Raw genomic sequence first — 24549 nt, 5'->3', positions numbered from 1 at the left:
GCTTCGATACGTACTACATCTTCGCCACCGAGGGATACTACGGCGCAGTCCAGGGTAGTCAAATTACCTGGGATGCAATTGAAAAATCAGACTGGATTGATAAGAGCGACAACGACTTTGTCGCAAACATTCAAATTGTTCAGGATAACGTATGGGCCAACTATGCACTGACAAGTGGAATGGTGGCCGCTGCCCTTAGTGGCTATAATGGCGCCCCATATCTTTTCGGATCAGCCACCTTCAATACCGGCGGGGGATCGTTCCAGGAAGACGTCCTCGGGAAAATGGTGGACGATTTCTTCGTGGTCTACACGGAAGTGAACGATGCAAAAAAAATTCTATGCGTCTTCCCGAGCCTCCCGGAACCAGAGGAGCAACTGATAGCTAATCCGTCTTCGACGGACGGCTTCGAATTGTGGCAATCCGCACAACGATCCTTCGATGCCGATACTCTGTTGGTACGAAGTGACGAGGGTTTAATTAATGAACCGACTGACCGTCTTCTTTTCTGTTGCGCTAGCGACAGGTACCGCGCACGCAGACCAAGTACCATTTTTCCCCAATACCAACGTCCCAGACTACACGGCGACGATGGTTGTGCGGGAGACTTACGGGGATGGTAAAGACAACTGGAGGGTCGTGAAACATCACAACGGCTGGACGCGCGTTGAGGAGACGCAACGTGACGAGACACATATCTGGTACGGGCACTTCTTCCGGAACATTGTTCTGTCGACAGGCAAGAAGGACGGGGAGGAGATAAATCGCTTCACTATCAATCAGGCCGATCCGTCGCGCGAATATCTCGGCATCAAGGAGATCAAAGAAACGGATGATGTCGAAACAGTAGGCGGCGAGGAGTGTCGCTGGCGACAAATAGTTCGAGCCCCTCCGCCAAGCCCCATTTGGTTGGCCTGCTTGACCAGCGACGGGATCGAAGTCGCAACAAAAGTTCTCTTCTCCCAGGGCAACGTGATGTCCGAGGCGCGACTGACCGAGATCAAGCGCGGCCCGGTGCCGGAAGCCGAGGTGACGCCGCCCCGCCGCCTTTTTGACGCCAGCACATGGTTCAAGCCTCTTCGCAATTACCCGGATCGCCCTCCGAATGCCACCGACTTCGAAGCGAAATTAGTCGCAAGGGCGTCTGAGAATCCGTCGATAGACAGAACGTCTGAAGTGCGTTTGTTGCGACATTATCCTTGGTGGCTTCGTCAACGGACGGGCAAGGACGGATCGATCCAGTTCACGGTTTGGAACGAGCTTGAAAACCAGGGAATTTCTTATTCGTCATCAAAGGGGCAGCGTAGGATCGAGGCTGCCCGTTCTCCCGTGGACCCGAAGCGTCCCTTCATGGACTTCGGCATGTCAAGGGGAATGGAAAATCTGGGCAAGCAGGACCAGTTTCTAGGCGAGAATTGCACATGGTATGACCTGACGCCGAACATGGCCGATGCAGGCCAAAAGCAGTGCATCACTTCCGACGGTATTCCTTTGAAAGACGACTATTGGTCCGGCTGGAGCGCGGTCGAAAGCTTTGACACGGTGAAATTCACCCGTCGGCCCGTTGACATGAACGAAATGCAGCCGCCTCGAGAATATCTCGATCCCGAAGCTTGGGGATTTAAGTTGCGATAGCCGGGGAGTTGGCGGACATGACATAGCTGGTCTCTGGCTGAGTTCGGGGAACCGGTCCGGCCATCGTGGAACAGGTTCAGGGTGGGGCGTAGTTTGCTGGTTTCACAGACAATGCTTCACGAGCTTGCAAGAGACGAAACGGCAAAATCCTCACAACACTTCCGCTGAATGCAACGCGTCTAATTTCCCTTTCCAGCTGCCGAAAACCATTTTGGCCGCGTCAGACCTTCTTTTGGGACACCCAAACCCTGGTCTGGGCCATGCAAGGGGTCCTTAAACCGTCGCAAAACACCCCTTGACGCATTCCCATCTTTGAGAAATGCTAAGATGTCAGACCAATTTAAAAGCCTGACTGCCTGATAAGAAAATGGGGAACCATGAAGGCAAATCGTAGCGACAGGCCGGTGATCCGGCCGCTTCCGGTCATGGACCGCGCGCGTCAGGTGACCGATGCGCTGGCGGATTATGTCGAGGAGGCACGGTTGCAGGCGGGTGACCGGCTGCCGGCCGAGCGCGAGCTGATGGCGGCCCTTGGCGTCGGCCGCTCGACCATTCGCGAGGCGATCCGTCATTTCCAGGCGCTCGGCGTCATCGAGACGCGCAAGGGCAGCGGCACCTACCTGCTGAAGCCGGTGTCCCGGGCGACGATCCATATGCCGCTGTCGTTCGATGCGGTGCACCTGCGCGACGCTCTCTTACAGACGCTGGAGGTTCGCCGCGGCATCGAATGCGAGGCGGGCATGGTCGCGGCCCGGCGGCGCACGGCGGGGGACCTCGTCATCATCGAGGAGAAACTCAACGAGATGGAGCGGGTGCATCTGGAGAAGGGCACCTCCGGCCCGGAAGATCTGGCCTTCCATCTCGCCGTTTACGACGCCACCCACAATCCGCTGTTTCGCCAGCTGCTCGAGCAGATGCGCGAGACCTTCGAGCGCTTCTGGGAACATCCGTTCGACCGGCAGGATTTCGCCCGCCGGTCCTTTCCCTTTCACCGCACGCTTTTCAACGCGATCGTTGCCCGGGATGCCGAGGCGGCGCGGGCGGAAACATTGAAAATTCTCGATATCGTCGAGGAAGACATCAAGGAAATGTCCAAATGAGCAACGGCGCCGACCCGTTCGATCTTGCTTCCCTCATCACCGCCCATGACGACGGCAACTTCGCCGACGCCGTCGTGCCGCCGATTTTCCAGACCTCGCTTTTCACCTTTTCCGATTATGACGAGATGATCACCGTCTATCGCGGCGAGAAGGTGCGGCCGACCTATACGCGCGGGCTGAACCCGACGGTGCGCGCCTTCGAGGAAATGCTGGCCAAGCTCGAGGGTGCGGAGGACGCGCTGGGCTTTGCGAGCGGCATGGCGGCGATCTCGTCGGCGGTGCTGAGTTTCGTCGAGCCGGGCGACCGCATCGTCGCCGTGCGGCACGTCTATCCCGATGCCTTCCGCCTGTTCGGCACCATCCTGAAACGGATGAAGATCGAGGTGACCTATGTCGACGGGCGCGATGAGGAGGCGGTCGCTCGCGCGCTGCCCGGCGCCAAGCTTCTCTACCTGGAAAGCCCGACGAGCTGGGTGATGGAGGCGCATGACGTCGGCGCGCTCGCAGCCCTTGCCAAACAACACGGCGTCGTCTCGATGATCGACAACAGCTGGGCAAGCCCGTTCTTCCAGCGGCCGCTGACGCTCGGCGTCGATCTCGTCATCCATTCGGCCTCGAAATATCTCGGCGGCCACAGCGATGTGGTGGCGGGGATCGTCGCCGGCTCGCAGGCGATGATTGCGCGCATCAAGGCCGAGGCCTATCCTTATCTCGGCGGCAAGCTTTCGCCGTTCGACGCCTGGCTGCTGATCCGCGGCCTGCGCACGCTGCCGCTGCGCATGAAAGCCCATGAGGCCTCGGCGCTTGAAATCGCTAGGCGCCTGCAGAAGCTCGATGTGGTGGAGGCGGTCTGCCACCCGGGGCTTGCCAACCGTCTGCCCGCCGGGCTCAACGGCACCTCGGGCCTGTTTTCGTTCATCTTCCGCGAAGGCGTCGATATCCGCGCTTTCGCCGATCACCTCAAGCTCTTCAAACTGGGAGTGAGCTGGGGTGGACATGAAAGCCTGATCGTACCGGGCGAGGTGGTGCTTCAGCAGAAGGCACAGCCGAATTCCGCGCAAACATTCGGCATCCATGCGCGATCCGTACGCCTCCATGTCGGCCTCGAAGGAACCGAGGCCCTGTGGAGGGACATCGAGGAGGCGCTCGCCGCCGCCTCACAATCCTGAAACCTGAGAGAAACCTAACAAGGGGGAACTGAGCCATGAAAAAGCTAATAATCTCAACGCTCTTTGCTTCGATGATGGCGGGCACGGCCTTCGCCGACACGACGCTCAAGCTTGTCGAAGTCATCACCAGCCCGGAGCGCACCGAAACGCTGAAATCGATCGTCGGCAAGTTCGAGGCCGCCAATCCCGGCACCAAGGTCGACATCATCTCGCTGCCCTGGAACGAAGCCTTCCAGAAGTTCGCGACCATGGTCTCGGCCGGCGATGTGCCCGACGTGATGGAAATGCCGGATACCTGGCTGTCGCTCTATGCCAATAACGGCATGCTCGAAAGCCTCGAGCCCTATCTTGAAAAGTGGGAGCACACCAAGGAGCTGACGCCGCGGGCGCTCGAACTCGGCCGCGACGTCAAGAACACCGCCTATATGCTGCCCTACGGCTTCTATCTCCGGGCGATGTTCTACAACAAGAAACTGCTTTCGGAAGCCGGGGTCGCAGCGCCGCCGAAGACGCTGGAAGAGTTCACCGCCGCCTCGGAAAAGGTCTCCAAACTGTCCGGCAAATACGGCTACTGCATGCGCGGCGGACCGGGCGGCCTCAACGGCTGGATGATCTTCGCCGCCTCGATGGCCGGCGACAACAAGTACTTCAAGGAAGACGGCACCTCGACGATGAACAGCCCCGGCTGGGCCAAGGGCATCGAATGGATGGTCGATCTCTACAAGAAGGGCTACGCGCCGAAGGACAGCGTCAACTGGGGCTTCAACGAAGTCGTCGCCGGCTTCTATTCCGGCACCTGCGCCTTCCTCGACCAGGATCCGGATGCGCTGATCGCCATTGCCGAACGCATGAAAAAGGAAGATTTCGGCGTCATGCCGCTGCCCAAGGGCCCGGACGGCAAGTCCTTCCCGACCATCGGTTATGGCGGCTGGTCGATGTTTTCGACCAGCGGCAACAAGGATCTCTCCTGGAAGCTGATCGCCACCCTCGAAGGGCCGGAAGGCAATATCGAGTGGAACAAGCGCATCGGCGCCCTGCCGGCCTATACGGCGGCCGAGAAGGATCCCTTCTACGCCGGTGACCAGTTCAAGGGCTGGTTCGAGGAACTGGCGGACCCGAACACGGTGCCGACGGTTATGCCGACTTATCTGGAAGAGTTCGCCTTCTTCAAGGATTCGCTGGCGATCAAGACCTCGCAGCAGGCCCTGCTCGGCGACATCTCGGCGAAGGATCTGGCCGACCAGTGGGCGGATTACCTGACCAAGGCGCAGCAGAAGTTCCTCGCCAAAAAGTAATTGGCGGGCTCTGAGTCCGGAGCCCCCTCATCCGACCCTTCGGGCCACCAACCGGGGTCGAGCCGCTGGTCTCGACCCGTCCTTCGGACCCCCGCTGGGGAGAAGGGAACGGAGAGGTTGCGGCATATCCCCTTCTCCCCAGCGGGGAGAAGGTGCCGGCAGGCGGATGAGGGGGCCCCGACCTCCTGCTTCAGAAGTATCACCCGGGCAAGAATCCTCTGACTAAGACAATGGAAACCGCAATCCGATGACCATTTCCGCCGATATGCTCGACATGCGTCGCGACCGCAGGCCGTGGCTGCGTCGTCTTGCCGATGCTTCGGAGCCCTATCTTTACAGCGCTCCGTCGCTGATCCTGATCATCGCGGTGATGCTGGTGCCGCTGACGGTCGGGATTTCCTATGCCTTCCGCGATATCCAGCTGCTCAATCCGTTTTCCGGCGGCTTCATCGGCCTCGATCATTTCCGCGAGCTTGCAAGCGATGCCGCCTTCTACGGCGCACTGCGGAATACGCTCTGGTGGACCGGTGCCTCCGTCGTGCTGCAATTCGTCTTCGGCCTCATCCTGGCGCTCTTGCTCGACAAGCCGTTCCCGGGCCGGGCGATCGCGCAGGCACTGGTCTTCCTGCCCTGGGCGGTGCCGTCCTTTCTCGCCGGCCTGAACTGGGCCTGGCTGTTCAATCCGGTCATCGGGCCGATCCCGCACTGGCTCTTCGCCCTCGGGCTGATGCATGAGCCGGGCAATATTCTGTCCGATCCCGATTATGCGATGTGGGGGCCGATTGCCGCCAATGTCTGGTGGGGCATTCCTTTCTTCGCCATCACCCTGCTTGCCGCCCTGCAGGCGATCCCGCGCGACCTCTACGAGGCGGCCTCGATCGACGGCGCCGGCTGGTTCCAGCGTTTCCGCTCGATCACCCTGCCATTCCTGGCGCCGACCATCGCCATCACCGTGCTGCTGCGCACCGTGTGGATTTCCAATTTCGCCGATCTCATCGTCGTCATGACCAATGGCGGGCCGGCCGACCGGACACAGATCGTCGCCAGCTACATCTTCACGACGGCCTTCAAGCGGCTCGATTTCGGTTATGCCTCGGCGATCGCGCTGGTGCTGCTCGTGCTGCTGCTTGCCTATTCGATGCTGATCATCCTGCTTCGGCAGACGCTGCTGAACAAGGATTGAGACCATGAGACGATCCGTCCTTCCCACGATCGCGCATCGCTTGGCGATCCTCTGCTATATCGCCTTTGCGCTCTTCCCGCTGTTCTGGCTGCTCAAGGTCTCGGTGACGCCGAACGACCTGCTCTATAGCGAAGGCGTGCGCATGTGGCCGTCGCGCGCCACCTGGGATCACTATGCCTTCGTCCTGCAGCACAGCGCCTTCCCGACCTTCTTCAAGAACAGCCTGATCGTCTCGGCCTCGACGGCGGTGACGGTGACGATCTCAGCCTCGCTCTCCGGCTATGCGCTGTCGCGCTTCAATTTCCGTGCGAAATACTGGATCGTCGCGCTGATGCTGCTGACCCAGATGTTCCCGCTCGTCATGCTGGTGGCGCCGATCTTCAAGATCCTGTCACCCTTGCATCTGACCAACAGCCTGACCGGGCTCGTCATCGTCTACACCGCCTTCAACGTGCCCTTCGCCACCTTCCTGATGCAGTCCTTCTTCGACGGCATCCCCAGGGATCTGGAAGAGGCGGCGATGATCGACGGGGCGACGCAGTTTACCGCGTTTCGCCAGATCATCCTGCCGCTGACATTGCCGGGCATCGCCGCGACGCTCGGTTTCGTCTTCACCGCCGCCTGGAGCGAGCTGCTCTTCGCGCTGATGCTGATCAACGGCAATGACGCGGCGACCTTCCCTGTGGGGCTTCTCACTTTCGTTTCGAAATTCTCGGTGGATTTCGGGCAGATGATGGCGGCGGGCGTCATGGCGCTCATTCCGGCCGGCCTCTTTTTCCTGCTCATCCAGCGTTATCTCGTCCAGGGCCTGACGGCCGGCGCGGTCAAGGGTTAAACAGAAATGGCATCGATCGATATCCAGAATATCCGCAAAGCCTATGGCCACGTGCAGGTGCTGCACGGCGTCGACCTCGAAATCAGGGACGGCGAATTCGTCGTGCTCGTCGGCCCCTCCGGCTGCGGCAAGTCCACGCTGTTGCGGATGATTGCCGGGCTGGAGGACGTCACGTCAGGCGAGATCCGCATTGCGGGCGGCCGGGTGAACGAGCTGCATCCCAAGGATCGCGACATCGCCATGGTGTTCCAGTCCTATGCGCTCTACCCGCATATGAACGTCGCCGGCAATATGAGCTACAGCCTGAAACTCCGGAAGACGGCGAAGGAGAAGATTGCAAGGGCAGTGGCGGCAGCCGCCGCCAAGCTCGGCCTCGATCCGCTGCTCGAACGCAGGCCGAAGGCGCTCTCGGGTGGCCAGCGCCAGCGCGTCGCCATGGGCCGCGCCATCGTGCGCCAGCCGAAGGCCTTCCTGTTCGACGAGCCGCTCTCCAACCTCGATGCGCGTCTGCGCGAACAGATGCGCGCCGAAATCAAGAAACTGCATGGCGAGCTGAAGGCGACCTCGATCTATGTCACCCATGACCAGATCGAGGCGATGACGCTGGCGGACCGGATCGTCGCCATGCATGGCGGCGTCGTCCAGCAGGTCGGCAGTCCGCTGGAACTCTACGACCGCCCCGCCAATCTTTTCGTCGCCGGTTTCATCGGCTCGCCGGGGATGAATTTCCTCGAGGCAAGCTACGTCACAGGCGGCGTGAAGCTGCAGGACGGAACGGTCGTGCCGCTGGCAAAACCGCTGCCGCTTTCCGAGGGGGCAAAAGTGACGCTCGGCATCCGGCCGGAGCATGTGACGATGAGCGACAGCGGCGCCGGACTGACCGCGGATGTCGAGCTTGTCGAGCCGACGGGCTTCGGCATCATCCTGCACCTTGCCCTGCATGGCCTGCCGTTCAAGATCTTCACGCTTAACCGCGAAGCGCTGAAGGCGGGTCCGAAGGTCACTGTGGCTTTCCCGGCTCAATATCTGCATGTGTTCGACGGCGAGGGACAACGCTTGGATTGAACGGGCAATCCTCACGCGCTGCGCGCTGAAAATCTTTTGCCGCATCGCCCGCAAGGGTTATATCCTTGCGTGATCTTGCTGGAGTGGATGCCATGACCGACACTGTTCTCGACCGCTTTCTCCGTTATGTCGTAATCGACACCCAATCCGATCCCTCCTCCTCGACGCAGCCCACGACAAGCAAACAGAAGGATCTCGGACGGCTTCTGGTCGAGGAACTGCTGACGATCGGGCTTGCGGATGCGCATCTCGATGAACACGGTTATGTCTATGCGACCATTCCGGCCAATAGCGACAAGGCGGTGCCGGTCATCTGTTTCTGCTCGCATATGGATACGGCGCCCGATTTCAGCGGCACCGGCGTCAAGCCGCAGATCATTCGGAATTATGCCGGCGGCGATATCACGCTTATCGGCGATCCGAGCCGGGTGATCCGTGTTTCCGAGCATCCCGAGCTGAAAAACCAGATCGGCAACGACATCGTCACGACCGACGGAACGACCTTGCTCGGTGCCGACGACAAGGCGGGGCTGGCGGAGATCATGACCGCAGCCCGGTTTCTCGTCGATAATCCCGGGATCCGGCACGGGACGATCAAGATCCTGTTCACGCCGGACGAGGAAGTCGGGCGCGGGGTCAACAAGGTCGATCTGAAGAAGCTCGGCGCCGATTTCGCCTATACGATGGACGGCGAGACGGCTGGCCATATCGAGGACGAGACCTTCTCGGCCGACGGTGTCGAGATCGCCATATCCGGCGTGGCGATCCATCCGGGTTTTGCCAAGGACCGCATGGAAAACGCCATCAAGATCGCCGGTGCCGTCATCGACCGGCTGCCGAAGGCGATTGCGCCCGAAACCACCGAGGGAAAGCAGGGCTTCATCCATCCGGTGGGCGTGACCGGCTCGATGGAGAAGGCGTCGCTGAGCTTCATCATCCGAGACTTCACCGACGAGGGGCTCGTGGAAAAGGAGAGCTTGCTCGAAGCCATCGTGAAAGAGGTGATATCGGCCTATCCCGGCTCGACCTATCGTTTTGAGGTCAGGGAACAGTACCGCAACATGAAAGTGGTGCTCGACCGTCACCCCGAGATCGTCGACAACGCCGTCGAAGCCGTGCGCCGGGCCGGCATGACGCCGGTGCGCGGTAGCATTCGCGGCGGCACGGACGGCTCGCGCCTCTCCTTCATGGGGCTGCCGTGCCCCAACATCTTCGCCGGCGGCCATGCCTTCCACTCGCCGCTCGAATGGGTGAGCCGCCAGGATATGGAAAAGGCCGTCAGAACGATCGTGGAACTCGCGAGGGTCTGGGAAGAGCGCGCTTAACGCGCGCCTTCTTCATTCAAAAACCGGAACCTCAGCCGCCGTTTGCCGGGATCGCCCCGCGCAGCATCACGCTGTCATAGGCAGGGCGGGGTATGGGGATCGCAATCGGCATTCCAGGCTCAGGCTCGATCGCGGTTGCCGGCGAGGTCACCGGCGCGGTGATCGGCATCGGCATCGGCATCGGCATCGGTATGGGGTTTGCGATGGGCGCCATCCGTGCCGTGGGCGCCATATTGACCGCGGACATCGTGCTCGCCGTCGCCATCGGGTCCGGTGACGGGAGGGGAACGGGAACCGCCGAAGGGATCAGCGCCTCGAACTGCGGCGGCAACATGCTTTCGCCGGGCACATAATTCATCGCCACCTCATAGGAGGGCAGCGGCGGTGGTGTTTGAAGCATGCCGTTGGAGTCGCGCTTCTCGTAGAAGGCGTTGCCGCCGGCGACCGTCACATAATGCATGTTGCCGTAAGGGAATTTCAGCCCGTCGGTGTGGAAGAACATCGCATCCTTCACTGCGGGATGGCGCGCACCTTTCAGGAGGATCGCATCGGCGGCGGTGGCAAGCTCCGGTTCGGCCTGTGGTTTGACTTCGCGCGTCATCACGCCGGGGGCGAACTGCTTTTCCTGGGCGACGACGCCGCAGATGGACGGAGGATAGGCGCCTGAGGTGAGCCTGTTCATGACGACGGTGCCGACAGCCATATAGCCGTCCTCATCCGAATGCTGCGATTCGAAATACATCGCGCGCTTCAGGCAGTCGCGATCCTTGGCCGTATAATTGAAGGTGACTTTCGCCGCTTGCGCCTGCTTCGTCTTGGTCTTTGCCGGCGTTGCTGCCGGTTGCGATGTCGTCGTGCAGCCGGTGGCCGCCAGTCCTGCGAACAAAATCCCGATCAGGGATTTTCCAAAGGAAATCTCCGCCCTCAACGCCAGGTGCCTCCTAGGAATGAGTCCAGCCCTTTATGATTAACGCGCAAAATCTTTTACTCGTCATATGATTGAAATACAAACAACCTTAGATAACAAAAATCCTGAGGGACTCTCGCCAAATACGATTCCGGCGATGCGCCCGGAGGCATCTGCTGCATAATTCCCAAAAATTAAGGAATTATGCAGCAACTCAATGCGTTACAGCGCCGTTTGCGCCGATCAGCTGCGAAACAGCTTCCAGCGAGTCGGCTTGAACGCCACGCGGTTGCGGTCGAGTCTGTCGGCCTCGCTCGGCGGCAGCTCGATCTCGATATGCGGTCGGTCATTACCGATATCCAATTCGATATGGCGCGTGCCGGCAACGCGGCGGCTGGAGACCGGCTGGCCGGCGATGCAGTTTTCAGCCGATTCGCAGAGCCTGACGTCATGCGGGCGGAAATAGAGCTGCGCCGGGCCGTCCGGCTCGCCGTCGGCATTGAGGCCGAGCGAGCGGCCGTCGAAGCGGATGTCGCCGCCCGAGATTTCGACCTGCAGGCAGTTCGACTGGCCGATGAAGCCGAAGACGAACGGAGAATTCGGGTTGTCATAGACCTCGTCAGGCGTGCCGACCTGTTCGATCGCACCCTGGCTCATGACGACGACGCGGTCGGCGAGTTCCAGAGCTTCGTCTTGGTCGTGGGTGACGAAGACGGTGGTGTGGCCGGTGCGGTCGTGGATCTCGCGCAGCCATTTGCGCAGGTCCTTGCGCACCTGGGCATCGAGCGCGCCGAAGGGTTCGTCGAGCAGCAGCACGTTCGGCTCGACAGCCATGGCGCGGGCGAGCGCCACGCGCTGGCGCTGGCCGCCGGAAAGCTGTGCCGGATAGCGTTTCTCAAGGCCGGAAAGCTGCACGAGTTCGAGCAGTTCCAGCGCCCGCCGGCGGATATCGGCCTTCGCAGGCCGCCGCGCGCCCTTTCTGACCTTCAGGCCGAAGGAGACGTTGTCGAGCACCGTCATATAACGGAACAGGGCATAATGCTGAAAGACGAAGCCGATATTGCGCTGCTGCACGGTCTTCTTCGAGGCATCCTCGTCGCCGAAGAAGATCTGCCCCTCGGTCGGGCTTTCCAGGCCGGCGATCAGCCGCAGCAATGTCGTCTTGCCGGAGCCGGAAGGGCCGAGCAGGGCGATCAGCTCGCCGGAGCGGATGCCGAGCGAGACATCGTGCAGCGCCGGAAAACGATCGAATTCCTTGCGGATGTTTTGAACGCGTACTTCCATTCCAAATCCTTCAATGCCGCCGGCTGGCGGAGATCTCAGCGCTATAGCGCATTTCCAGCAGCGTCTTCAAAACAAGAGTCACGAGCGCCAGCAAGGCCAAAAGCGTGGCGACGGCAAAAGCGCCGGTGAAATTATATTCGTTGTAGAGAATTTCCACCTGCAGCGGCATGGTGTTCGTCTGGCCGCGAATATGGCCCGACACCACCGAGACGGCGCCGAATTCGCCCATGGCGCGGGCATTGCAGAGCAGCACGCCGTAGAGCAGGCCCCATTTGATGTTCGGCAGCGTCACGTGCCAGAAGGTCTGCCAGCCGCTGGCGCCGAGCGACAAAGCTGCCTCCTCATCGGCCGTTCCCTGCTCCTGCATCAGCGGAATCAGTTCGCGGGCGACGAAGGGGAAGGTGACGAACATCGTCGCCAGGATCAGCCCCGGCACGGCGAACAGGATCTTGATGTCGTGGGCGCTCAGCCAATGGCCGAGCCAGGTATTGGCGCCGAACAAGAGCACGAAGACCAGGCCTGAAATCACAGGCGAGACCGAGAACGGCATGTCGATCAGGGTCGTCAGGAACGCCTTGCCCTTGAACTCGAACTTGGCGATCGCCCAGGCGGCGGCAACCCCGAAGACGAGGTTGAGCGGCACGCTGACACCGGCGACGATCAGCGTCAGCCTGATCGCCGAGAAGGTTTCGAGATCGCCGAGCGCCTGGAGAAAGGGACCCGGTCCCTTGCGGAAGGCCTCGACGAAGACGGCGGCGAGCGGCAGCAGCAGGATCAGCAGCAGGAAGACCAGCGATAGGGCGATCAGGCTGAAGCGTGCAAACCTGTGTTCGGTGGTCACCGAACGCAGCTTTGCTGGTTGAACGGTCGCATCAAGCGCCATGGCCGTACCTCCGCCTGCTCCAGCTCTGGATGAGATTGATGACCAGCAGCATGGCGAACGAGATCACCAGCATGATCGCCGCAATGCCGGTCGCTGCCGCATAATTATACTCTTCGAGCTTGATGACGATCAGCAGCGGCGCGATCTCCGATTTGAACGGCAGGTTGCCGGCGATGAAGATGACCGAACCGTATTCGCCGACGCCGCGGGCAAAAGCGAGCGCGAAGCCGGTGAGCACGGCCGGCGCCAGCCCCGGCAGCAGCACGCGGAAAATCGTCTGGAGGCGGTTGGCGCCGAGCGTTGCCGCGGCCTCTTCCACTTCCTTGTCGATTTCCTCCATGACGGGCTGCACGGTGCGCACCACGAAAGGCAGGCCGACGAAGATCAGCGCCACGACGATGCCGGCCGGCGTGAAGGCGATCTTGATGCCGAGCGGGGTCAGGAACTGGCCAATCCAGCCGTTCGGCGCGTAGAGCGTCGCCAATGCAATGCCGGCGACGGCCGTCGGCAGCGCGAAGGGCAGGTCGACCATGGCGTCGATGACGCGCTTGCCGGGGAAACGGTAGCGTACCAGCACCCAGGCGAGAATGATGCCGAAGACGGCGTTGATGATCGCAGCGATGAAGGCGCTGCCGAAGCTGATGCGCAGCGCGTTCAATATGCGTGGATCGAACGCGATCGACCAGAATTTCTCCCAGCCGAGCGCGCTCGACCGGACGGCAAGGCCGGAGAGCGGGATGAGGATCAGAAGGGTGAGCCAGGTCAATGTGAGACCGAGCGCCATTCCGAAACCCGGAATGACGCTCGGCCGCTTGAACCGCCACCGCGTGGGGCTATGTGCTTTCATGAAGTCTATTATTGTGCCGGCTTGTAGATTTGGTCAAATACCCCGCCGTCGCCGAAGAATTTCGGCTGGGCTTCCTTCCAGCCGCCGAAGTCGTCGATGGTGGCGAGCGTCAGCTTCGGAAAGCGGGCGATATCGGCCGGATCGGCGGCTTCAGGCTTGATCGGCCGGTAATAATGCTTGGCGGCGATCTTCTGGCCTTCGTCGGAATAGAGATAGTTGAGATAGGCTTCGGCGACCTTGCGCGTGCCCTTCTTGTCGACATTGCCGTCGACGACGGCGACCGGCGGGTCGGCGCGGATGGAGAAGGTCGGCGTCACGATCTCGAACTGGTCGGGACCGAGTTCCTCGAGCGAAAGATAGGCTTCGTTCTCCCAGGCAAGCAGCACGTCGCCGAGGCCGCGCTGGACGAAGGTCGTCGTTGCCCCACGCGCGCCGGTATCGAGAACCGGAACGTGCTGCAGCAATTTCGTCACATAGTCCTGCGCCTTGGCGTCGTCGCCGCCATTCGCCTGTTTGGCCCATGCCCAGGCAGCCAGGAAGTTCCAGCGGGCGCCGCCCGAGGTCTTCGGGTTCGGGGTGATGACCTGCACGTCGTCCTTGACCAGGTCGCCCCAGTCCTTGATGCCTTTCGGGTTGCCCTTGCGAACGAGGAAGACGATCGTCGACGTATAGGGCGTCGAATTGTTGGGCAGCTTGGTCTTCCAGTCGGCCGGAATCTTGCCGGTCTTCTTGGCGATGGCGTCGATATCGCCTTCGAGGGCCAGGGTGACGACGTCTGCATCGAGGCCGTCGATGACGGAGCGGGCCTGGGCGCCGGAGCCGCCATGCGATGCCTGGATCGTCACGGCTTCACCGGTATCCTTTTGCCACTTGGCGGCAAAGGCGGCGTTGAAATCCTTATACAATTCGCGAGTCGGATCATAGGAAACGTTGAGAAGCGTCTGATCGGCGAATGCCGGAGCGATGCCCCCGATCGCGAAGCTGCCTGCCATGACCGCCGCTGCGATGAGCCTGGTGAGCCGTTGTGTCTGCATGGAACCCTCCTGTTTTCTGTCTTAACTCTATCAAGTCAGTCGTATAATGAAACGAAGGTTCTTCCGGTTCCGCCGGGGTCGTTAGAATGTCATTCCATTTGATGGCCGATTTTGAAATGGACGTGCCGGAGTTGGCCGCGGCCAATCGGCCAACCGCGCCCCCGCCGCAGGGTTGTGTTTTTTTGGCCACAGTTCCTCCATGAAAGGGACACGGTCATGCGGATTTTTGCCGGGTTTTTGCCACGATGACACTTGCGGATTCCTATATCGCCTCCCGTGCGGTCGTATTCACCGGCCGCTACGCGGGGGCATCCCTTGAAATGCGCCTCGCATTCCAAACCTGTTAGGGCAATTCAAAATGAATATCAGAACGATCCTTTTTGCCTCCGTTGCCGCCCTTGCCGCGGCCTCCGGAGCCCGTGCCGCCGATGCCATCGTGGCGGCGGAACCCGAGCCCGTGGAATATGTTCGCGTTTGCGACGCCTACGGGACCGGCTATTTTTATATTCCGGGGACGGAAACATGCCTTTCGATCGGCGGTTACATCCGTACCGAGGTGCGCTTCGGTGATCAGATCTCCGGCGATTCCGACGTAAACTTCTGGACTCGCGGTCAGGTCACCTTCCAGGCCAAGAACGACACCGAGTACGGTACACTGACCGGCGTCATCACGCTGCGCTACAATGCCGACAGCGCCTCCGACCAGGAAGCGCTGCTTGACGAAGGCTATATCGACATTGCCGGTTTCCGCGTCGGTAAGCTCTACAGCTGGTGGGATGACGACATGAGCGGCGAGACCGATACGCTCGCCAGCAACGAAACGACCCATAACTCGATCCGTTATCAGTACGAGTCGGGTGCTTTCACGGCCGGCCTTTCGGTCGACGAACTGGAAGACGACTACGCCACCAAGCCGGGCGAAGGCCCGAACAACTACGGTGTCGCAGGCCAGGTCTCCTACAAGGCCGGCGCCATCAGCGCCTACCTGCTGGCCGGTTATGACACCGACACCAGCGAAGTCGCTGTCCGCGGCATCGTCTATGCCGACATCGGCCCGGGCACGCTCGGCATTGCCGGCGTCTGGGCAAGCGGCGCCAACTACTACTACGAAGAGTCCGAATGGACGATCGCAGCAGAATACGCCTTGAAGATCAACGACAAGTGGTCGGTCACCCCCGGCTTCCAGTACTTCGAAAACATCTCGCTCGACGCTGACGGCAACGGCTTCAGCGGCGGCAGCGCCTACACCACAGGCGTCACGATCGATTACCGCATCGTCGACGACCTCCGCACCAAGCTCAGCGTGCAATATCACGATGAGGACGAAGGCGACGACGAAGTGTTCGGCTTCCTCCGCTTCCAGCGCGATTTCTAAGATCGCCTGAGCGCGTGAACGCAGACGAGCGGGCGCGGCCTTTGGGCCGCGCCTTTTTCATACCCGGGAATCGGCGATGAAATCGGAATAAAATTCGTCGACCGTCCGTGCCTTGCGCATGGCGGCAAGCGTGCCGTCCGATTGCAGGCGCCGTGCGATGGCGGACAGTACGTTCAGATATTCGCCGCGATTGTTTTCGCCGAAAAGCAGCACGAAGGCGATGTCGGTCGGGATATCGTCGATCGCTTCGAAATCCAGCGGCTGGGCAAAGCGCAGCAGAAGGCCGCGCGGGCTGCTCATGCCGTCGATCGCCGCGTGTGGAATGGCGATGCCGTTGCCGATGCCGGTGGAGCCGAGCTTCTCACGCTCTTCCAGCGCCTTCAGAATGGCCTGGCCGTCGGCGGAGAAAGCCTTGGCGGCCTTGTCCGCTATAAGCTGCAGCGCGCGCCATTTCGTCGGCGCCGACACACCGATGAAAGTGTGTTCCGGCCGGATGATGTTGGGAAGGTTCATGTCATTCTCAATATTATCTGGTTCGATGCTGTTGGGCGGGACGCTGGTGCGTTCGGGCAGCGCGAGGGGAGTCAGTCCGGTTCCCTGAGCCGGTAGCCGACGCCGGTCTCGGTGGTGATATAGTGCGGCTGGTCGGGAATTTTCTCGACTTTTTGTCGCAGCTGCCTGACGTAGACGCGCAGATACTGCACATCGGCGGCCGGTCCCCATATCTGCTTCAAAAGAAACTGATGTGTCAGCACCTTGCCGGCGTGCTGGGCGAGGACACGCAGGATATCGTATTCCTTCGGCGACAATTTTATCTCGCTCCCGTCGACCTTGACGATGCGCTTGACGAGATCGATCGACAGCCCACCGGTCTGGAAGATCGCCTTTTCGCCCTGCTGCTGCAGGCGGTGGCGCAGCGCCACGCGGATGCGGGCGCCGAGTTCGTTGACGCCGAAGGGCTTGGTGACGTAGTCGTCGGCGCCGCTTTCCAGCGCCGTGACGATGCCGGCCTCGTCGGTGCGGCTGGAGAGGATGATGACGGGTGTGGAAAGCCCTTCTTCACGCCACTCCTGAAGCAGGTCATGGCCCGATGTGTCGGGCAGGCCGAGGTCGAGCACGATGAGATCGGGCATGCCGTCTGCGACCGACTGACGGGCGGCGCTCGCGTTCGGCGCTTCCCGCACCTCATAGCCCTGCGCGGTCAGGCCGACGCGGAGCAGCTTGCGGATCGGCGGCTCGTCGTCGACGACGAGGATTGTGACGGCTGAACCGGTCATGGAAGTTCGTCCAGTTTCGGAATGTCGTTGGGTTTCGGCATGCGGATGGTGAAGACGGCGCCCTGGCCGGCCATCCGGTTTCCGGCGGTGATCGTGCCGCCCATCGCCTCGATGAAGCCGCGGCAGATGGAAAGGCCGAGGCCGGTGCCGGCGCGCACCTGGTCGCCCTTGCGCACCCGGTAGAAGGTGTCGAAGACGCGGGCGAGATCGGCTGGCGGAATGCCCGGACCTTCATCCGAGACCTGCACGACGACGTAGTCGGCATCGGCCCAGCCCTCGATCTGAACCACCGATCCCTCTGGCGCGTATTTCGCGGCATTGTCGAGCAGGTTGAAGATCACCTGCTCGAACAGGACCGGATCGACGCGCACCATCGGCAGGTCGGCGGGAATCCTCATCTCGGTCTTGTGGTGCTCGAGAATCTTGGCGGCGCGGGCCAGCGCGCTGCCGACGATATCGCCGGCATAATGCAGCGCAGAATTCGGCTCCATCGCCCCGGATTCGATCTTGGTCATGTCGAGCAGGTTGGCGATGAAGCGGTTGAGGCGCTCGGATTCGTCGACGACCGTTGAAAGCAGGTCGCTGCGATCCTCCTCCGGCATGGCGGTGAAATAGTCGCGCAGCGTGCCGGCGGCGCCGAGAATGGCGGCAAGCGGCGTCTTCAGATCATGCGAGATCGACGTCAGCAGGGCCGAGCGCAGCCGGTCGGCTTCGGCCGCGAGCCTTGCCCGGTCGACATCGGCGACAAGCTGGACGCGTTCGATGGCAAGGGCCGCCTGGTCGGCCAGCGCATCGAGCAGCCGCTGCTGCTCCGGCGTCAGCAGCGGTCCGTCGCGGCGGTCGCTGTCGAGACCGATGACGCCGACGGCGGTGCGCCCGGTTCTGAGCGGCACATAGAGGCGTTTGGCGCCGGGCAGCGTATCGGCGCCGCGGCCGGCGGCATGATTGTGCTCCCAGGCCCAGCGGGCGGCGGCGATATCGGCATCGTCGAGCGTGTCGTCGGGGGGATAACCGGCTTTGACGGCGATGCTGCCTTCCTCCGGCAGCAGCAGCACGACGCGAACCTTCAGCATCGAGGCGAGCTGGAAGGCGGTCGCCCAGAGCACGTCGTCCAGCGTGCCGGTGCCGGCGAGTTTCTTGGAGAAGAGATAGAGATCCTCGGTCGTGCGCGCCCGCTGCCGGGCGGCGGCGGCCTGGCGCTGCACGGTTGCGGTCAGGTTGCTGGCGATGATGGCGACGCCGAGGAAGAAGAACAGCGCCAGCACGCTTTCCGGATCGCTGATCGTCAGCGTGTAGCGCGGCGGCAGGAAGAAGAAATTGAAGGAGAGCGCGCCGAGAATGCAGCTGTAGAGCGCCGGCCGCAGGCCATGAATGACCGCCGAGGTCAGCACCGCCATCAGAAAGACGAGGGCGAGGTTGCGCACGTCGAGCACCTGATCGAGCACGACGCCGACGGCGAGCGCGATGGCGACATAACCGGTCGCCAGCAGATAGGCCCTGAAATCCAGCGGCGGTGCGGTGGCCGCAGCCCTGACGCCGCGCGCGACGGTGCCGTCCTTCTCATTGCCCGATATGACGTGGACGCTGATCTCGCCGGTCCTGCGGATCAGCTCGTCGGTGACCGAACGGCTCCACCAGTCGCGCCATGTCGGCTTCTTCGGGGCGCCGATGACGATGTGGGTGACGTTGTTGGCGCTGGCATGGCGGACGAGCTCTTCGGCTACTTCGCGGCCGGGAATGGTCAATGCTTCGCCGCCGAGCTGTTCGGCCAGCCGCAAGGTCGCTGCGACCGTGTCGCGCTCGGCCTCGCTCAGATTGATCGAGCGGTTGGTCTCGATATAGACGGCAGCCCAGGGCGCGCGCAGCCGCGAGGCCATGCGGGCGGCGTAACGGACCAGCGAGGCGGAACGCGGATGATGGTCGACCGAGACGAGGACGCGCTCGCCCGCCGCCCAGGGACCTGAAATGGCGTGGGCCTGCATGTGGGTGAGCAGCTGGTCGTCGACACGCTGGGCGGTCTTGCGCAGCGCCAGCTCCCGCAGCGCCGTCAGGTTGCCCGGCGTGAAATAATTGGTCAGCGCCCGCTCGGCGGTGCGCGGCATGTAGACCTTGCCGTCATGCAGCCGCTTGATCAGGTCGTCGGGCGTCAGGTCGATGATCTCGACATCGTCGGCAAGGTCGATGATCGAGTCCGGCACCGTCTCGCGCACGCGGATGCGGGTGATCTGCGAGACGACGTCGTTCAGGCTTTCGACATGCTGGATGTTCAGCGTCGTATAGACGTCGATGCCGCGATCGAGCAGTTCCTTGACGTCGAGATAGCGTTTCGGGTGACGGCTGCCCTCGGCATTGGTGTGGGCGAGTTCGTCGACCAGCACGAGATCGGGCTGGCGGGCGAGGATGCCGTCGAGGTCCATTTCCGCGAGCGGCCGGCCCTTGTAGTCGATTTCGACACGGGGAATGATCTCGAAACCGGCAACGAGCGCCTCGGTCTCCTTGCGGCCGTGGGTCTCGACGACGCCGATGACGACATCGAGACCGTCGGCGATCTTGGCACGGCCGGAGATCAGCATCTCATAGGTCTTGCCGACGCCGGGGGCGGCGCCGAGAAAGATCTTCAGACGGCCGCGCGTCTCCGCCCGGGCTTTTTCAAGAAGCGCATCGGGCGAGGGCCTGCCGGCCTGGTCGCGATTGTCGTCTGGCATGCGGTTCGGTCTTTCCTGTCGGGGAGGCTTGCTCCACCTTCCCTCATCCCTGTGCTCGTCACAGGGATCCAGCAGCGTCGCGTCTGCGACGCTTAGGACTCCTTTCACGCGAAGGACTTCGCGTGGCTGGATTCCTGTGACGAGCACAGGAATGAGGGAGAGGTTGTAGCCCGCAACCTTCACTCAGTCATAGAAGCATCAAGGCTCTGATTCAACGCCAGAACATTGACGGTGGGCTCGCCGAGAATGCCGAGTTCGCGGTCCTGGACGGCGCCGTCGACCAGCGCCTTGATCTTCGCCTCGTCGATGTTGCGTGCCTTGGCGACGCGGGCCACCTGGAAGTAGGCGGCCTCTGGCGAAATATCGGGATCGAGGCCGCTGCCCGAAGCGGTGACGAGGTCGGCGGGCACGTCAGCCGTTGGATTTGCAGCCTTGGCGGCCTCGTAGTCGCCCTTGACGCGGTCGATCAGCTTCTGGCTGGTCGGACCGAGGTTCGAGCCGCTGGAGGCGCTGGCATTATAGCCGTCGCCGGCAGCCGACGGGCGGCCGTGGAAATATTTGTCGCTGGTAAAGGCCTGGCCGATCAGTGCCGAGCCGATCACCTGGCCGTTCTTCTCGATCAGGCTGCCGTTCGCCTGGGCCGGGAAGAGGGCCTGTGCCGCACCCGTCATGGCGAGCGGGTAGAGAAGGCCGGTGATGGCCGTGGTGGCGACGATCATGACGACTGCGGGACGAAATTCTTTCAACATTGTTCTTACTCCTTGGAGCGTTTCAGGCGAGACCGAGGGCTGCGACGGTCATGTCGATCGCCTTGATGCCGATGAAGGGGACGATGATGCCGCCAAGGCCGTAGATCAGCAGGTTGCGCGACAGAAGCGCGCCGGCGCCGATCGGCCGGTAACGCACGCCCTTCAGCGACAGCGGGATCAGCGCGATGATGATCAGTGCGTTGAAGATGATCGCCGAGAGGATGGCGCTTTGCGGCGTCGACAGCCCCATGACGTTCAAGACGCCCAGCTGCGGATAGAAGGTCAGGAACATCGCCGGGATGATGGCGAAGTATTTGGCGATGTCGTTGGCGATCGAAAACGTCGTCAGCGCGCCGCGCGTCATCAAGAGTTGCTTGCCGATCTCGACGATCTCGATGAGCTTCGTCGGGTCCGAGTCGAGATCGACCATGTTGCCGGCCTCGCGGGCGGCGACCGTGCCGGTGTTCATGGCGACGCCGACATCGGCCTGGGCAAGTGCGGGCGCGTCGTTGGTGCCGTCGCCGCACATGGCGACGAGCTTGCCCTTCGACTGTTCCTCGCGCATCAGCGCCAGCTTCATCTCCGGCGTCGCCTGGGCGAGGAAGTCGTCGACCCCGGCTTCGGCGGCGATGGCGGCGGCCGTCAGCGGGTTGTCGCCGGTGATCATCACGGTGCGGATGCCCATGCGGCGCAGCTCGGTGAAGCGTTCGCGGATGCCGCCCTTGACGATATCCTTCAGCTGGATGACGCCGAGCAGCCTGCCGTCGCGGGCAACCGCCAGCGGCGTGCCGCCGGATTTGGCGACCTCGTCCGATATCGACTGCAGTTCGCGTACGACCTCGCTGCCGTTTTTCGAGGAGGCGTCGCCATTGACATAGGCGAGCACCGCATCGACCGCACCCTTGCGGATCGAAGAGCCTTCGAGATCGACGCCGCTCATGCGGGTCTGGGCGGCGAAGGGCACGAAAGTCGCCCTGAGGCTTGCCATGTCGCGGCCGCGGATCGCATATTTTTCCTTGGCAAGCACGACGATGGAGCGGCCTTCCGGCGTTTCGTCGGCCAGCGAGGCGAGCTGGGCGGCATCGGCGAGATCCTGTTCGGAGATGCCGCGCACCGGCCGGAAGGCCGTCGCCTGGCGGTTGCCGAGGGTAATCGTGCCCGTCTTGTCGAGCAGCAGCGTGTCGACGTCGCCGGCAGCTTCCACGGCGCGGCCGGACATGGCGAGCACATTGAAGCGGACGAGGCGGTCCATGCCGGCAATGCCGATCGCCGACAAGAGCGCGCCGATCGTCGTCGGGATCAGCGTGACGAAAAGCGCGACGAGCACGATGATCGGGATCGAGCCGCCGGCATAGATGGCAAAGCTCGGGATCGTCGCCGTCGCCAGCACGAAGATCAGCGTCATGCCGGCGAGCAGGATGTTGAGCGCGATCTCGTTCGGCGTCTTCTGGCGTTGCGCCCCTTCGACGAGCGAGATCATCCGGTCGAGGAAGGTGGAGCCGGCGGCCGCGGTGATGCGCACGCGGATCCAGTCGGAGAGCACCTGCGTGCCGCCGGTGACCGCCGAACGGTCGCCGCCGGATTCGCGGATGACCGGGGCGGATTCGCCTGTGATTGCAGCCTCGTTGACGGAGGCGACACCTTCGATGACTTCGCCGTCCGAGGGGATGATGTCGCCGGCCTCGACGAGCACGATATCACCGACCTTGAGGCTGGTGCCCGGCACCAGGCGATAGTCGCTGCCATTATTGGCGGTCAGCAGTTTGGCCTGGGTTTCGGTGCGCGCCTTGCGCAGCGAATCCGCCTGCGCCTTGCCGCGGCCTTCGGCGACGGCTTCGGCGAAATTGGCAAAGAGCACGGTGAACCAGAGCCAGAGATTGATCTGGAAGGAGAAGCCGAGATTGCCGTTGCCCACCGCGAGGTCGCGCAGAAAAAGCACGGTGGTCAGCACGGAAACGGTGGCTACGACAAACATGACCGGGTTTCTGGCAAGGGCGCGCGGGTCGAGTTTACGGAAGGCGGCACCGATCGCCGGAATGAGGATGCGAGAATCCATGATACTCGCGGATTTTGCCTGGCTCATAAGAGACTCCAGCTTTGAAACGAGGATGGTGATGGAAACCTATGACGGAGCGTCACGACATCACCTCAGAAGGTCTGGCCGGCGATCATGACCAGATGCTCGACGATCGGACCGAGGGCCAGCGCCGGGAAGAAGGTCAGGCCGCCGACGATCAGGATCGTGCCGATGAGCAGGCCGACGAAGAGCGGGCCGTCGGTCGGGAAGGTGCCGGCCGAGGCCGGAACCGTCTTCTTGGCGATCAGCGAGCCGGCGATGGCAAGGGCCGGGATGATCACCAGGAAGCGGCCCATCAGCATGCCGATGCCGAGCGTCACGTTGTACCAGGGCGTATTGCCGGTGAGGCCGCCGAAAGCCGAGCCGTTATTGGCCGCAGCCGAGGTATAGGCATAGAGGATTTCGGAGAAGCCGTGCGGGCCCGAAGTGCCGACCGAAGCGACGGCACTCGGAAGCACGCTTGCGATTGCGGTAAAGACCAGCATGGCGAGCGGTAGGCAGAGGATGGCGAGAACGGCCATCTTCATTTCCTTGGCCTCGATCTTCTTGCCGAGATATTCCGGCGTGCGGCCGACCATCAGGCCGGCGACGAAGACGGCGACGATGATGAACAGCAGGATGCCGTAGAAACCGGCGCCGACACCGCCGACGATGATTTCACCGAGCTGCATGTTGATCAGCGGAATGAGACCGCCGAGCGCGGTGAAGCTGCCATGCATGGCATTGACTGCGCCGCAGGAGGCGGCCGTGGTGATGACCGCAAACAGCGACGACAGGGCGACGCCGAAGCGGACTTCCTTGCCTTCCATGTTGCCGCCGCCAAGGCCGAAGGCATGCATCAGCGGGTTGCCGGCCGCTTCAGCCCAATAGGTGATGCCGACACCGACGATGAAGAGAATGCCCATCGTGGCAAGGATCGCCCAGCCCTGGCGCTGATTGCCGACCATGCGGCCGAAAACGTTGGTCAAAGCGGCGCCGATCGCGAAGATCGAGACCATCTGGATGAGGTTGGAGATCGCATCGGGGTTTTCGAAGGGATGGGCGGAATTGGCGTTGAAGAAGCCGCCGCCATTGGTGCCGAGCATCTTGATGGCAAGCTGCGAGGCGACGGGGCCGACCGCGATCGTCTGCTTGGCGCCTTCCAGCGTCGTGGCATCGACATAGGGTCCGAGCGTCTGCGGGACGCCGAGATAGACGAAGACCAGTGTCAGCACGATGCAGATCGGCAGCAGGATGTAGAGCGTGCCGCGGATCATATCGACCCAGAAATTGCCGATCGCCTTGCCGGACGCCCGTGCGAAGGCACGGATGAAGGCGACGGCGATGGCCATGCCGGTGGCGGCGGAGAGGAAATTCTGCACCGTGAAGCCGGCCATCTGCGTCAGATACGACATCGTGCTTTCGCCGCCGTAGTTCTGCCAGTTGGTGTTTGTGGGAAAGCTGACGGCGGTGTTGAAGGAAAGTTCCGGCGGGACGGCAGCCATGCCGGCCGGATTGTAGGGCAGAACGCCTTGCAGGCGCATCAGCGCGTAGAGGACAAGGACGCCGAGCAGGTTGAACATCAGCATGGCGAAGGCATAGGAGGTCCAGTGCTGCTCCTCGCCTTCGCTGGTGCCGGCCATGCGGTAAAGTCCCCGTTCGATCGGAACGAGGACCGGCGACAGGAGTGTGCGCTCGCCGTTATAGACACGCGTCATGTAGCCGCCGAGCGGTTTGACGAGCGCGAGGACGATCCCGCAATAGAGCAGGATCTGAAGCCATCCGTTGAGGGTCATGGGGGTAGACTTTCAATAGCCGGCCGCTT

20 protein-coding genes are annotated in these 24549 nt (G+C 62.1%); 9 read left to right on the top strand and 11 right to left on the bottom strand.

Annotated elements, in window-relative coordinates; genetic code table 11:
• The first annotated feature begins 483 nt into the window (after positions 1-483).
• The 8 genes from CO666_RS07850 to pepT all read left to right on the top strand — a co-directional run bounded on the left by CO666_RS07850 (position 484) and on the right by pepT (position 9607).
• Positions 484-1635, top strand: a complete 1152-nt coding sequence (locus CO666_RS07850; protein ID WP_425352403.1) for a hypothetical protein — start codon at positions 484-486, stop codon at positions 1633-1635.
• Positions 1636-2012: 377 nt separating this feature from the next.
• Complete coding sequence (locus CO666_RS07845; protein ID WP_097611510.1) at positions 2013-2735, top strand: FadR/GntR family transcriptional regulator; 723 nt, start codon at positions 2013-2015, stop codon at positions 2733-2735.
• Positions 2732-3904 (top strand): PLP-dependent transferase, encoded by a 1173-nt coding sequence (locus tag CO666_RS07840; protein ID WP_097611509.1) that lies wholly within the window; start codon positions 2732-2734, stop codon positions 3902-3904. Before CO666_RS07845 ends, CO666_RS07840 begins: the two co-directional genes overlap by 4 nt.
• A 35-nt stretch (positions 3905-3939) precedes the next feature.
• Positions 3940-5199, top strand: coding sequence for an ABC transporter substrate-binding protein (locus tag CO666_RS07835; RefSeq protein ID WP_097611508.1), 1260 nt, complete (start codon positions 3940-3942; stop codon positions 5197-5199).
• A 247-nt stretch (positions 5200-5446) separates the two neighbouring features.
• Positions 5447-6382, top strand: a complete 936-nt coding sequence (locus tag CO666_RS07830) for a carbohydrate ABC transporter permease (RefSeq protein ID WP_097611507.1) — start codon at positions 5447-5449, stop codon at positions 6380-6382.
• A gap of 4 nt (positions 6383-6386) precedes the next feature.
• On the top strand, positions 6387-7217 hold the full coding sequence (locus CO666_RS07825; RefSeq protein ID WP_097611506.1) for a carbohydrate ABC transporter permease: 831 nt from the start codon (positions 6387-6389) through the stop codon (positions 7215-7217).
• A gap of 6 nt (positions 7218-7223) precedes the next feature.
• Complete coding sequence (locus CO666_RS07820) at positions 7224-8282, top strand: ABC transporter ATP-binding protein (RefSeq protein WP_097611505.1); 1059 nt, start codon at positions 7224-7226, stop codon at positions 8280-8282.
• Positions 8283-8374: 92 nt separating this feature from the next.
• Entirely contained in the window at positions 8375-9607 is a 1233-nt protein-coding gene (gene pepT, locus CO666_RS07815; RefSeq protein WP_097611504.1) for a peptidase T, read from the top strand.
• A gap of 31 nt (positions 9608-9638) precedes the next feature.
• Here pepT and CO666_RS07810 read toward each other — a convergent pair whose 3' ends face one another.
• The 5 genes from CO666_RS07810 to CO666_RS07790 form a co-directional block, all read right to left on the bottom strand.
• Complete coding sequence (locus CO666_RS07810; protein WP_097611503.1) at positions 9639-10535, bottom strand: cell wall hydrolase; 897 nt, start codon at positions 10533-10535, stop codon at positions 9639-9641.
• A gap of 222 nt (positions 10536-10757) precedes the next feature.
• Positions 10758-11798 (bottom strand): sulfate/molybdate ABC transporter ATP-binding protein, encoded by a 1041-nt coding sequence (locus tag CO666_RS07805; RefSeq protein ID WP_085739887.1) that lies wholly within the window; start codon positions 11796-11798, stop codon positions 10758-10760.
• Between the two features lie 10 nt (positions 11799-11808).
• Positions 11809-12681 (bottom strand): sulfate ABC transporter permease subunit CysW, encoded by an 873-nt coding sequence (cysW, locus tag CO666_RS07800; RefSeq protein ID WP_097611502.1) that lies wholly within the window; start codon positions 12679-12681, stop codon positions 11809-11811.
• A complete protein-coding gene (cysT, locus tag CO666_RS07795; protein WP_085739889.1) occupies positions 12671-13528 on the bottom strand; it encodes a sulfate ABC transporter permease subunit CysT in 858 nt (285 codons plus the stop codon). Before cysT ends, cysW begins: the two co-directional genes overlap by 11 nt.
• A gap of 8 nt (positions 13529-13536) precedes the next feature.
• Positions 13537-14562: a sulfate ABC transporter substrate-binding protein gene (locus CO666_RS07790; protein ID WP_085739890.1), complete on the bottom strand. Its 1026-nt coding sequence runs from the start codon at positions 14560-14562 to the stop codon at positions 13537-13539.
• Positions 14563-14920: 358 nt separating this feature from the next.
• Here CO666_RS07790 and CO666_RS07785 point away from each other — a divergent pair, with 358 nt between their 5' ends.
• Positions 14921-15937 carry a porin gene (locus tag CO666_RS07785; protein ID WP_097611501.1) on the top strand — a complete coding sequence of 339 codons (1017 nt, stop codon included), beginning with the start codon at positions 14921-14923 and terminating at the stop codon, positions 15935-15937.
• 57 nt (positions 15938-15994) lie between these two features.
• Here the strand turns inward: CO666_RS07785 and CO666_RS07780 are convergent, their stop codons facing one another.
• From CO666_RS07780 to kdpA, 6 genes are all read right to left on the bottom strand, one after another.
• Positions 15995-16450, bottom strand: a complete 456-nt coding sequence (locus tag CO666_RS07780) for a PTS sugar transporter subunit IIA (RefSeq protein WP_097611500.1) — start codon at positions 16448-16450, stop codon at positions 15995-15997.
• Positions 16451-16521: 71 nt separating this feature from the next.
• The gene (locus tag CO666_RS07775; RefSeq protein ID WP_097611499.1) at positions 16522-17214 is read right to left on the bottom strand and encodes a response regulator transcription factor; all 693 of its coding nucleotides are present in this window, start codon (positions 17212-17214) and stop codon (positions 16522-16524) included.
• The gene (locus tag CO666_RS07770; RefSeq protein ID WP_097611498.1) at positions 17211-19919 is read right to left on the bottom strand and encodes a sensor histidine kinase; all 2709 of its coding nucleotides are present in this window, start codon (positions 19917-19919) and stop codon (positions 17211-17213) included. The genes CO666_RS07775 and CO666_RS07770 overlap by 4 nt, the downstream gene beginning before the upstream one ends.
• A 179-nt stretch (positions 19920-20098) precedes the next feature.
• The gene (kdpC, locus tag CO666_RS07765; protein ID WP_097611497.1) at positions 20099-20668 is read right to left on the bottom strand and encodes a potassium-transporting ATPase subunit KdpC; all 570 of its coding nucleotides are present in this window, start codon (positions 20666-20668) and stop codon (positions 20099-20101) included.
• Between the two features lie 22 nt (positions 20669-20690).
• Positions 20691-22751, bottom strand: a complete 2061-nt coding sequence (gene kdpB, locus CO666_RS07760) for a potassium-transporting ATPase subunit KdpB (protein ID WP_097611496.1) — start codon at positions 22749-22751, stop codon at positions 20691-20693.
• Between the two features lie 65 nt (positions 22752-22816).
• Entirely contained in the window at positions 22817-24520 is a 1704-nt protein-coding gene (gene kdpA, locus CO666_RS07755; protein WP_097611495.1) for a potassium-transporting ATPase subunit KdpA, read from the bottom strand.
• Between the last annotated feature and the right edge of the window lie 29 nt (positions 24521-24549).

Source organism: Rhizobium chutanense (assembly GCF_002531935.1).
Lineage (GTDB): Bacteria > Pseudomonadota > Alphaproteobacteria > Rhizobiales > Rhizobiaceae > Rhizobium > Rhizobium chutanense.
This window is presented reverse-complemented; position numbering and strand designations above follow the sequence as displayed.